At 76.6% G+C, this 11,024-nt stretch carries 9 protein-coding genes and 1 pseudogene; 5 read left to right on the top strand and 5 right to left on the bottom strand.

The window, feature by feature from the left end:
• Positions 1-8: 8 nt before the first annotated feature.
• Together ABZW03_RS28085 and ABZW03_RS28080 are read right to left on the bottom strand one after the other, a co-directional pair.
• A complete protein-coding gene (locus tag ABZW03_RS28085) occupies positions 9-1,244 on the bottom strand; it encodes an SGNH/GDSL hydrolase family protein (RefSeq protein ID WP_355263989.1) in 1,236 nt (411 codons plus the stop codon).
• Positions 1,245-1,308: 64 nt separating this feature from the next.
• The gene (locus ABZW03_RS28080) at positions 1,309-1,887 is read right to left on the bottom strand and encodes a WHG domain-containing protein (RefSeq protein ID WP_355263986.1); all 579 of its coding nucleotides are present in this window, start codon (positions 1,885-1,887) and stop codon (positions 1,309-1,311) included.
• A 200-nt stretch (positions 1,888-2,087) separates the two neighbouring features.
• Here ABZW03_RS28080 and ABZW03_RS28075 point away from each other — a divergent pair, with 200 nt between their 5' ends.
• Positions 2,088-2,582 carry an anthrone oxygenase family protein gene (locus ABZW03_RS28075; RefSeq protein ID WP_355263983.1) on the top strand — a complete coding sequence of 165 codons (495 nt, stop codon included), beginning with the start codon at positions 2,088-2,090 and terminating at the stop codon, positions 2,580-2,582.
• A 62-nt stretch (positions 2,583-2,644) separates the two neighbouring features.
• Here ABZW03_RS28075 and ABZW03_RS28070 read toward each other — a convergent pair whose 3' ends face one another.
• Positions 2,645-3,340 carry a polysaccharide deacetylase family protein gene (locus tag ABZW03_RS28070; protein ID WP_355263980.1) on the bottom strand — a complete coding sequence of 232 codons (696 nt, stop codon included), beginning with the start codon at positions 3,338-3,340 and terminating at the stop codon, positions 2,645-2,647.
• Positions 3,341-3,594: 254 nt separating this feature from the next.
• On the opposite strand from ABZW03_RS28070, the gene ABZW03_RS28065 reads away from it, so the two are divergent.
• Genes ABZW03_RS28065 through ABZW03_RS28055 form a run of 3 tightly spaced genes read left to right on the top strand, consistent with a single transcriptional unit; the run spans position 3,595 to position 7,620 of the window.
• Positions 3,595-4,974, top strand: a complete 1,380-nt coding sequence (locus tag ABZW03_RS28065; RefSeq protein ID WP_355263977.1) for a hypothetical protein — start codon at positions 3,595-3,597, stop codon at positions 4,972-4,974.
• A gap of 58 nt (positions 4,975-5,032) precedes the next feature.
• The gene (locus ABZW03_RS28060) at positions 5,033-6,316 is read left to right on the top strand and encodes a MoxR family ATPase (RefSeq protein WP_355263974.1); all 1,284 of its coding nucleotides are present in this window, start codon (positions 5,033-5,035) and stop codon (positions 6,314-6,316) included.
• 29 nt (positions 6,317-6,345) lie between these two features.
• Positions 6,346-7,620 carry a VWA-like domain-containing protein gene (locus tag ABZW03_RS28055; protein WP_355263992.1) on the top strand — a complete coding sequence of 425 codons (1,275 nt, stop codon included), beginning with the start codon at positions 6,346-6,348 and terminating at the stop codon, positions 7,618-7,620.
• A 23-nt stretch (positions 7,621-7,643) separates the two neighbouring features.
• On the opposite strand, the pseudogene ABZW03_RS28050 reads toward ABZW03_RS28055, so the two are convergent.
• Positions 7,644-8,227: pseudogene (locus ABZW03_RS28050) on the bottom strand (capsule biosynthesis protein CapD); the annotation flags it as partial.
• On the opposite strand from ABZW03_RS28050, the gene ABZW03_RS28045 reads away from it, so the two are divergent.
• The gene (locus tag ABZW03_RS28045) at positions 8,217-8,735 is read left to right on the top strand and encodes a hypothetical protein (protein ID WP_355263971.1); all 519 of its coding nucleotides are present in this window, start codon (positions 8,217-8,219) and stop codon (positions 8,733-8,735) included. The pseudogene ABZW03_RS28050 and the gene ABZW03_RS28045 overlap by 11 nt on opposite strands.
• 64 nt (positions 8,736-8,799) lie before the next feature.
• Here the strand turns inward: ABZW03_RS28045 and ABZW03_RS28040 are convergent.
• Positions 8,800-11,024, bottom strand: a 2,225-nt coding sequence (locus ABZW03_RS28040; protein WP_355263968.1) for a condensation domain-containing protein, incomplete at its 5' end; no start/stop codon positions are given.

Raw genomic sequence — 11,024 nt, 5'->3', positions numbered from 1 at the left:
CCGACCCGTCAGGAACCGACCCGATCCGGTGATCCGTCAGCGAGCTCATCAGTGTCTCCCTTGATCAGGGTGTCCACCTGATTCATGACACTCCCGGCCAGGGGGCGACCGGGGGTGAGGGCGAGGGCGGTGAAGCGCTGGGCGATGAGGCGGTGGGCCTCCGGGGAGGGGTGGAGGCCGTCGGGGAGCGGGTGGGCGGCGTGGTCGGGCTCGCCGTAGAGGGCCAGGCCGTCCAGGTGGTGCAGGTGGTGGTCGCCGTCGGCCCGGCGGTCGGCGACGATGCGGGCCAGTTCGGCACGGATGACGGTGAGGGTGAGCCGTCCGGCGGCGACGTCGGCCGGGTCGCCGGTGGCGCGGAAGCGCAGAGTGCCGCTGCTGAAGTCGGGAGCGAGCGGGCCCGGCACGGTTTCGTGGAGCGGGCAGAGCAGCGGGGAGACGACCAGCAGGGGTGTGGCCGGGTGGCCGTCCCGGACGGTGTCCAGGAAGCCGTGGACGGCCGGGGTGAAGGCGCGCAGCCGCATCAGGTCGCTGTTCACCAGGTTGATGCCGAGCTTGAGGCTGATCAGGTCCGCGGGGGTGTCGCGGATGGTGCGCGCGGTGAAGGGGTCGAGCAGGGCACCGCCGCCGAAGCCGAGGTTGGTCAGGTCCAGGCCCGCGCCGTTGGCCGCCAGGGCGGGCCAGGTCCCGGTGGGGTGGGCGGCGTTGGAGCCGTGGCTGATCGAACTGCCGTGGTGCAGCCAGCGCTTGCGGGTGCCCGCCGGGAGCGGCTCGATCGGGGCGTCGGTGTCGAGGGCGATCAGTTCCGTGGTCTCGGTGTGCGGGAGCCAGATCTCGACGGTCTTGTCCCGCGTCGGCAGGCCGGTGAACCGGGCGCTGCCGGACGGCCCTTCGGTCAGGTCGACACGGCCGGTGGCGAGGTCGACGGTGCGCAGGTTGCCGCCGGGGACGCCGGTCTGCGCGGTGAGCCGGCCGTCGACCAGGAGGTCGTAGACGCCGTCCGGGACGTCCGGGACGCCCGGGTAGGCGCGCTTGGTGGGGACGGTGTGCAGCGTGATCGTGGTGGCGCGGGTGCGGAAGGCCAGCCGGACACCGGAGGGCTGGGACTCGGCCATCGCGAGCTGGTCGTCCGGGATCCGCCGCCGGGCGGCGGCGGGCAGGCGGTGCGGCAGCAGGCCGCGGCGGGTCCGTTCGACGTCGAGGTGGCCGTGCAGGAGGGCCTCGGTGACGGGGGTGGTGATCGTCATGGTGCTGCTCTCCGGTTCAGAGGGACGGGCAGGGCCCCGTCGGGGCATGGCTGGGAGGCGTGGCTCAACCGGCCGTACGGGCGCCGCCCGCGCGCAGCAGGGCGTCGAGGGAGTCGATGATCCAGTCCCAGGACTGCCGCGGGTCGACGGCGGTGTGGCTGAAGCCGCCGGCCGCCTCCAGGCTGATGTAGCCGTGGAAGACGCTGCCGAGCATGCGCACCGCGTGGGTCTGCTCCGGCTCGGCCAGGTCGTAGCCGCGCAGGATCGCCCTGGTCATCTGGGCGTGCCGGACGCCCGCGCTGGCGGCGGCCGTCTCGGCGTCCAGGCGCAGGCGGGTGGCGTCGTAGCGGCCGGGGTGGCGGGCCGCGTAGTCGCGGTAGGCGTCCGCGAAGGCGGCGAGCGCGTCGCGGCCGGCCCGGCCGGCCAGGGCGTCGGCGACGAGGTCGGCGAGTTCCTCCAGGGCGTGCAGGGCGATCCGGGTCCTGAGGTCCTGGGAGCCCTTGACGTGGGAGTAGAGGCTGGCCGTCTGGACGCCGAAGCGGCGGGCGACGGCGGCGACGGTCACCCGGTCGAAGCCGACCTCGTCGGCGAGTTCGGCGCCCGCGACGACCAGGCGGTCGATGGTCAGCCCTGCCCTTGCCATCTGCGGTCCTCCCGTACGGTCGCGTCGGTGATCTACGGACAGTATGGGATTTCCTAAATGGATTAGGCAAATGGCGAATGGGCATGACAGCCGGGCCAGGGGGTGGCTTGCGCGCCCCGAATACCGGATGATCAACCCACGGGGTACGGCGATTGGGCATGACGGCCGGGGCCACGGCGAGGAGTGAGGAGCTCACGACGATGGACACGGCACGCACACTCGTCCTGGTGGCGGCCACCGTCACCTGCGGACTGACCGCAGGGCTGTTCTACGCCTACGCGTGCTCGGTCATGCCGGCGCTCGCGCGGGTCGAGGACCGGACCTTCATCGAGGTCATGCAGCGCGTCAACGTGGCGATCCTGAACGGCTGGTTCGCCCTCGGCTTCGTCGGCGCCCTGGTCGCCACCGCCGCCGCGGTCGCCCTGCACCTGCCCTCGGACGGGCACGGCGTCCTGCCCGCGACCGTCGCCGCACTGGTGCTGTACACCGCGGTGATCGGGGTCACCCGCTGGGTCAACATCCCGCTGAACGACGGGCTCGAAGCCGCCGGGCCGGCCGGACGGATCGCCGACCCGGCCGCGGTGCGCGGCCGGTTCGAGGCGCGCTGGGTGCGCTTCAACGTGCTGCGCGCCCTGCTGTCGACGGGCGCCCTGGCCTGCCTCGCCTGGGCGCTCGTCCTCGACGGGCGGAGCTGACCCGGGGCCGCCGGCCGGGCCGAGCCGGCCGGGTCAGCCCGACCGGGCGGCACGGGCCGGGCTCAGCCGCAGAGGGTGGCGAAGCCGTACCCGCGCGCCTTGAGGGTGGAGATGATGCCGGGCAGCGCGGCCACCGTCTGGCTGCGGTCGCCGCCGCCGTCGTGCAGCAGGATCACCGAGCCGGGGCGGACGTTGTTCAGCACCCGCGACCGGATCGCGGCGGTGCCGGGGCGGGACCAGTCCGCCGGGTCCACCGACCAGAGCACGACCTGCTTGCCGAGCGCCGCGGCCTTCGAGCGCACCGTGCCGTTGACCGCGCCGTACGGCGGGCGCAGGCAGCTCGGGGTGCGGCCGGTCTGGGCGCGGATGACCCGGTCGGTGTCGGCCACCTGCGCGTTGAGCGCGGCGGCGGAGAGCTTGCGCAGGTCCGGGTGCGACCAGGAGTGGTTCTGCACGCTGTGGCCCTGCTTGGCGACCTGCGCGGTCAGCGCCGGGCGGGCGGCGACGTTCTGCCCGATCTCGAAGAAGGTCGCCCGCACCCCGTACTGGGCGAGCGTCGCCAGGACCTTGGGCGTGTAGGCGGGACTGGGGCCGTCGTCGAAGGTCAGGTAGACCACCTTGCCGCCCAGGGCCCCGGCCGCCTCCGCCTCGGCCGCCGGGAGGGCGACCGCCGCGCCCGCCGTGAGCGCGACGACGAGTGCGCCGATCGCCGTCCGGAGCCTGCCAACTGTCGTGCGCCTGCCGGGTCGTACGGACATGCCTGCCCCCTGCGGTCGGAACTCGCGTGCACCGGCCAGTCTGCTCCCGACGGCCCGTCCGCCGCGACCCGCCGTCGGCCGCGAGCGAACGGAACCGGCCAGGGCGGGCACGGGGGCCGACAGGGGCGCCGGGCGGACGTTCGGCCCGGCGCGGAACTCTGTGGCGGGCGGCGGCGCGGGGCGCTATGCTCCCCGGCGATGACCATTCACGCTGCTCTCAGATTGGGGGTCCCGTCCGCGAAGAGTGCGTGCTGATGCCCACTCACCCCGCGCACGGGAACGACTCCCGCCTCTCCTTCTGGCGGCGCGTACGCGAGTACGCCGTGCCGCCCTCCATGATCGAAACCGCCACCGCCCGCCGCCTGACCGGTGACTGGGCCGGGGCCTGCGCCGCCGCCAACGTCGAGGTCGACTTCCGCCTGCGGGACGTCACCCGCGTCCACGGCCGGGAGCTCGCCGACCGGGTGCGGGCCGATCTGCGCTGCCTCGCACCGGAGTTGCTGCGCTGGCACCTGCCGCGATCCGCCCCCGACGGGCTGCTGCGGCCCGGGCTCACCGTGCCGCTGGTCCGCTACCCGGGCTCACCGCCGGTCTTCCTGGTGGTCCGCACGCCGCCCGCCTGGGCGGAGTACGGACAGCGGGTCGGCCTGGCGCTCTGGGACGGTTCGGGCGGCGACGGCCGCTCGCCGCACCCGCATCCGCGCCCCGGCCGACGGTTCCGCTACGACCTGCACCGGCACCTCTGGGACGCCGGACGCAGCGCCGAGCTGGCCGTCCGAGCCGGTGTTGGAACTCCCCCAACTGGCCTACTGCGTACGAACCTTGGCGATCCCGTGGATCGCTGCGCGGTCGACCGCTGGGCCGCCGAGGCCGAGCTGCTGCTGCGCGCCGACGGGCTCCCCGCCGGGCCCGTCGTGGTCCGGCTCGGACGCCGCCGGCGGCTGCTGCTCGGGCCGGACGGGACGACGGTGGCGGCCACCGGGGACACCTCCGGCCTGCCGCTGCTGCCCGATGCCGCGACCTGGGTGCCGCCCGACGTCGACCTGCTCCGCAGCGGCGCGATCGGCCCCGACCGGCTGCATCCGCTGGTGGCGGCCGCGCTGGCGCCCGGGCACCGGCCCAACCCGGCCACGTGGCCCGGGACTTCGCCGCCGGACGAGCGGACAGTGGACTGCCGAGGGACGCGGCACCGGATCGGGCTGGTCGACGGGGTGCTCACCCCGCTCGACCACGATCCGGCCGAGGTCCGCCGCGAGGAGCTGCTGGCCGCCCTGTCCGGCACCCCGCTCCCCTGCCTGCGGGCGATCGACCTGGCCCACCGGAGGCCGTACCAACTGGCCGGTGTGCGCGAGCGGTTGGACCACGGCGACACCGCCGGGGCGCTGGCCGTGGTCGAGGCCCTGCTCGGCCCGGAGGCGGTGCTGCGCGAGGGACCGCTGCGGGACGAACTGGCGGCGGCCGCCGAACGGCGGATCGCGTACGGCCTCTACCGCGAGGGCCTGACCGGGCCCGATCTCGTCAACTACCCCTTGCCTCGCGCACGTTACAGCTCACGCCCGACCGGCGCAGCCTTCCGGCCACGCCCGCGCCACGTCTCGTACCGGGCCCGGCCGCGCCTGGCCTCCGACCGCTGACCTCGGCGCCCCCTCACTCGACACCCGTATGCCCGTTCCCACCAGGAGGTGCTCACCCATGCCCGTCCGCACGCCCGAAACCGCCCGCCCCGACGTCGACCACCCCGACGTCGACCACCCCGACGCCACCCGGCTCGACGCCACCCGGCTCGACGTCGCCCGCCAGCTGCTCGACCTGCTGGCCGACACCACCACCGAACCGCGCACCGACCCCCAGCTGGAGGCGCTCACCCTGGCCGTCGCCGCCGACCTGCCCGTCCTGCTCTGGGGCGAGCCCGGCATCGGCAAGACCGCCGCGCTCAACCGGCTCGCCGAGGCCCTGGACCTGCCGCTGACCACGGTGATCGCCAGCGTCCACGAGCCCTCCGACTTCTCCGGGCTGCCCATCGTCGGCGACGACCCGGCGCAGCAGGGCGTCCCGATGGCCCCGCCGGACTGGGCGGTGCGCCTGGTCCGGGCCGGGCGCGGGCTGCTGTTCCTGGACGAGCTGTCCACCGCGCCGCCCGCCGTCCAGGCCGCACTGCTCCGGCTGGTCCTGGAGCGGCGCGTCGGCTCGCTCCGACTCCCGCCGGGCGTACGGATCGTGGCCGCCGCCAACCCGCGCTCCTCGGCGGCCGACGGCTGGGAGCTGAGCCCGCCGCTGGCCAACCGCTTCGTCCACCTCCAGTGGGCGCACGACCACGAGGTGGTGGTGCGCGGCCTCGGCGGTGTCTGGCCGGTGGCCGCCCTGCCCCGGCTCGACCCGCGGGAACTGCCGACGGCCGTCGCCCTCGCCCGGCGCTCGGTCTGCGGGCTGCTGGCCGCCCGCCCCGAACTGGTGCACCGGCTGCCCACCACCGAGACCCGGCGCGGCGGCGCCTGGCCGTCCCCGCGCAGCTGGGACATGGCGCTGCGGCTGGTCGCCTTCGCGACCGCGGCCGGGTCCGCCCGGGAGGTGCTGTCGCTGCTGGTGCGCGGCGCCGTCGGCGACGGCCCGGGGCTGGAGCTGATGGCGCACCTGGACCGGATGGACCTGCCGGACCCGGAGGACCTGCTCGCCGACCCGGCTGGCGCGGTGCTGCCCGAACGCGGGGACCTGCGCCAGGCGGTGCTGGACGGGGTGGTCGCGACGGTCCGCAACCGGCCGGACCGGGCGCGCTGGGACGCGGCCTGGGCGCTGCTGGTCCGGGCGCTGGAGACCGGCGCGCCGGACCTCCTGGTGGTCCCGGCCACCACGCTGGCCTCGCTGCGCCGGGAGGACTGGGACGTGCCGGCGGCGATCGAGCGGCTCACCCCGGCGCTGGCGGTCTCCCGCCGGGCCGACCTCGTCGGCGCCCTCAAGCCGCGGGCGGTGTCGCGGTGAACGGCACCGCGGGCGCGGCCGCCGCCGCCCTGCCGCCGGACGCCGCGAAGCCGGACGTCGAGAGGCCGGACCTCGCAAAGCTGGACGTCGAGAAGCTGTACGCCGCCCGCCTGCACGCCGTCAGGGTCCGCCCGTACCTGGCGACCGCGCTGTTCGCGCTCACCGTGGTGGAGTCCCGGCAGGTGCCGACCATGGCCGTGGACCGGTACTGGCGCTGCTACACCTCGCCGGCCTTCGTCGCCCGCACCCCGGTGGAGCAGCTGGCCGGCGTCTGGGTGCACGAGGTCTCGCACCTGCTGCGCGACCACCACGGGCGCGGCGACCGGCTCGCCCGGGAGCTCGGCACGGACGGCCCGGGCGCCCGGCTGCGGATGAACATCGCCGCCGACTGCGAGATCAACGACGACGTCTACGGCGACGGGCTGGCCCGCCCGCCCGGCGCCGTCCGGCCGGGGATGCTCGAACTGCCGGACGGGCTGCTGATGGAGGAGTACCTGCGCCGGTTCCGCTTCGACCCGGCCCACCTGGCGGCCGCCTGGCTGGAGTGCGGTAGCGGCGCCGACGGCCTGGACCGCCCCTGGGACCTCGGCCCCGACGGCGCCCACGGGCTCACCGCCCAGGAGCGCGACGCCGTCCGCTTCCGGGTCGCCGAGGGCATCCGGGCCCGCCCGGGGAAGACGCCGAAGGGCTGGCAGCGCTGGGCCGAGGAGGCCTTCCACCCGCCGCAGCCGTGGCGGCGGCTGCTGGGCGCGGCGATCCGCTCGGCGGCCTCCGGCCCCGGCGCGGGCGACGACTACAGCTACGGCCGCCCCGCCCGCCGCTCGGCCGGGGTGCCGGGCGTGCTGCTGCCGAGCCTGCGGCGGCGCCCGCCCCGGGTCGCGGTGATCATCGACACCTCGGGCTCGGTCTCGGACGACGAGCTGGGCAGCGCGCTGCTGGAGGTCACGGCGATCGGCCGGGCGGTCGGCGGCCGCCGCGACCAGGTCACCGTCGTCCCCTGCGACGCGGCCGCCGAGACCGCCCACCGGCTCTGCCGGGCCGAGAACATCCCGCTGATCGGCGGGGGCGGCACCGACCTGCGCACCGGCTTCCGCACCGCCCTGCGCGGCCACCCCCGCCCGGACGTGGTGGTGGTGCTGACCGACGGCCAGACCCCGTGGCCCTCCGCCGCCCCGCCCTGCCGCACGGTGGTCGGCCTCTTCCCGCGGCCGAGCCGGTACCGCGAGGACCGGCACGACGACGGCCTGGAGGAGTACCGGCCGGCCGCCCCGCCGGACTGGGCCCGGGTGGTGACCATCGGCTGAGCACCTGGCGCCGAAGGCCGGAGGACCTGCTCGACGGTGTCGCGCACCGCCAGCAGCTCGTCGTCGACGTCCCCGCCCGTCACGTCCAGCACCGCGTCCGCGGCCTCGGCCCCCAGGACCGCGGCCAGCTCCCGGCGGGCCTCCGCCCGGCCGATCTCCGCGAACGGCACCTCCCGCCCCAGGGCCGCCCCGATGGCCGCCACCTGCTACCGGGGCGTCACCCGCTCCGGGCCGGTCAGCGCGTACGCCCGCCCCCGGTGGCCGGGCTCGGTCAGCGCCAACCGCGCCACCGCCGCGATGTCCGCGAAGTGGATCGTGGGCAGCCCGGTGTCCGCGTACGACGCGCGGACCGTGCGGCGCTCGCGGATCCGCGCCGCCCACCACAGGGCGTTCGAGGCGAACTGGGTCGGCCGCAGGACCGTCCATGCCATGCCGCTGTCCTTCAGCAGCCGCTCGCCGGGGGTGCCGGGTCGGCCAGGTCGCCCTCGCGCACCTCCACCCCCTCGGGCAGCCGGGCCCGGGCGGCGTCGCGGGTGACGCCCCGGAGGGGGCCGGTGCCGCGTGCGTGCAGCTGCCGCCGTGCGAGGATCGGGCAGGTGACAGCCATGAGTCCCGGCGGGACGGAGGAGGAGAACCCGGTGACCGAGACGGCAGCGGCCGGTGCGGAAGTCTTCGAGCCGGACGAGCACGTACGGTTCGCGCGGTACCGCCGGGCCTTCGCGGAGGTCGCCCCCGAGGCCGCGGCCGGCCTCGCGGCCCGGGTGCTCACGGACCCCGAGCGCGCGATGGCGAGCTGCGCGGTCTGCGAGTACCTGGACCGGCGCGCGGCGGAGCTGCTGACCGGGCCGGACTTCCCGGCCTGGCACCAGGAGTTGGCGGGCGTCGTGGCCGCCGACCCCTTCGCCGTCCGGCGGCTGCGGGACTGGTCCCTGCTGCGGACGGTGACGCTGGACGAGCCGTGGGAGGAGGAGCAGCTGCTCGCGTCGGACAACTGGCTCCAGACGCATCTCGCCGAGGAGTCCTCGGCCCGGCGGGTCCTGGGCCTGCTCGCCGCGAGCGGCCGGACCAGGCGCACCCGCAACGTCGCGGCCTCCCGGCTGCGGCGGTTGCGGTAGCGGCGGTTGCGGCAGCACGGGCGGAGCAGGCCGGAGGCCGGGCCGCTCCGCCCGCGGCAGGGGGTCAGCCGACCATGGCCGCCAGGACGCTGCGCCAGTCCTCGCCCGGTTCCGGGGCGAGGGGGCCGGCCAGGGTGTCCGCCCGGTAGTGCCAGAGGCGGCGGAGCTCCTCGTCGGCGTCCGGGGTGGTGCCGATCGGGCTGGCGGAGCCGAGCAGGCGGACCAGTTCGGCGGTGAACTCGGCCCAGGAGACGTGTCCGCTCACCGCGTTGACGACCCGGCCGGCGGCGGGGTGGTCCGGGGTGAGGCAGGCGGTGAGGGCCCGGGCCAGGGCGGCCGCGTGCACCCACGAGGCGCCGTACCACTCGTTCCCGTCCGGCAGGCCGATCGGCCGGCCTGCCAGGGCGGCCTGGTAGAGCGCACTGGTGGAGCCCCAGCGGAGCTGGTCGCGCAGCCGGTGGTGCGGGCCCCAGACGATCGGGGCGCGGACGGCGACGGCCTGGCCGCGGCCGGCGGCGGCCGCCTCGAAGAGCATCCGCTCGCAGTCCAGCTTGGCCTGCCCGTACGCGGTGACGGCCGCGCCGCTGGGGCTGCCCTCGGGGACCTCGGTGCCCGCCGGGCGACCGTACGCGTCGATGCTGCTGACGAAGACGAACGGGCCGCCCCGCCAGCCGTCGACCAGCGCGCGCATCGCGGCGAGGTCGGTGGCGTGGTCGGTGAAGGTGCAGGCGGAGTGGATCACGGCGTCCACGCCCTCGACGGCCCGGCGCAGGCTGTCGAGGTCGCCGAGGTCGCCCGCCGCCACCTCGGCGCCGTTCAGCACGGGCAGGTGCGCGGATTCCGGCCGGACCAGCACCCGGACCGGCCGGCCCTGGGCCATCAGCTCCTGCAGCACGGCCGCGCCGACCCCGCCGGTGGCGCCGGTGAGCAGCACGGTGCCGGTGCGGGTGCCGGTGGTCCGCGGGCGGGCGCCGGCGTCGGCCAGGGCGGCGCGGCGCTCGTCCGCGCGGGCGGCGAGCAGGGTGGCGAGGGCGCGCGGGGTGCGCTGCTCCAGGATGTCGAGGCCGGTGAGCGGCAGCCCGGTGCGGGTGCGCAGGCGTTCGGCGAGCTGGACGGCGACCAGGGAGTGGCCGCCGAGGGCGAAGAAGTCGCCGTCGGCGGGCGGGGTGGTGCCGAGCAGTTCACCGAAGGCCTGCCGGACGGCGGCCAGCGGGCCCTCGACCACCGGCTCGGCGGCGGCGGACACCGGAGCGGCATCCGGCCGCGGGCCGGCGCCGGGCAGCCGGTCGCGGTCCGGGGTGCCGTCGGGGTGGCGCGGCAGCCGGTCCACCAGGGTGACCGCGAGCGGCAGTTCGGCGGCCGTCAGGCGCCCGCGCAGGGCGGCCCGCAGCTCGGTGCCGCTCGGGGCGACCGGCCCGCGCACCACCGCGTAGGCGAGCGGCGGGCCGTCGGGGCGCTCGGCGACGGCCGCCTCGACCACCCTCGGATCGGCCGACAGCGCCGCCACCACCGGGTGCTCGCCGGACTCCGGTGCCCCGGCCGAAAGCTCGACAGCCGAAGGCGCTCCGACAGAAGGCTCGACGGCCGAAGGCGCTCCGACAGAAGGCTCGACGGCCGACGGCTCGCCGCCCAGCCGCTCACCGGGCAGTCCGGACAGCCGCCGGTCCGGGTCGCCCGCCACCGCGGTGAGCACCGCCGCGAAGGCGTCGGCGAGCCGGGCGGCGTCGGCCCCGTCCAGCACGTCCCGGTCGTGCTGGACCAGGACGCGCGGCCGCGGGCCGTCCTCGACCAGCAGTGCCAGGCCGAACTTGGCCAGCCCCAGGTCGAGTTCGACGTTCTCGGCGTCGAGGCCCGGCAGTGCCAGCGGCGCGACGGGCTGGACGAGGTCGCAGCTGACCGACAGCAGCGGGGTGCCGTCCGCCCCGCGCGAGTCCGCGCCGAGCCGCTCGACCACGAGGTCGAACGGCACCTCGTGGTGCCGCTGGGCGTCGAGCAGGGCGGTGCGCACCAGCCCGAGCAGCTCGGCGAAGGTCGGGTCGCCGGCCGGATCCGCCCGTACGGCCAGGGTGTTGACGCCGAGGCCGACGGTGCGCCGCAGCTCGGGCCGGGCCCGGTGGCCGCTGGCGCAGCCGAGGACCAGGTCGCTCTGCCCGGAGGCGGTGCGCAGCACGGCGAACGCGGCGGCCAGCACGACGGTGAACAGGGTGGCGCCGTGCCGCGAGCCGAGGCCGCGCAGCGCCTCCACCACGGCCGGGTCCAGCGCCGCACTGTGCAGGGCGGCGCGGCGCT

Origin of the sequence: Kitasatospora sp. NPDC004799 (assembly GCF_040609095.1) — a bacterium.
Lineage (GTDB): Bacteria > Actinomycetota > Actinomycetes > Streptomycetales > Streptomycetaceae > Kitasatospora.
This window is presented reverse-complemented; position numbering and strand designations above follow the sequence as displayed.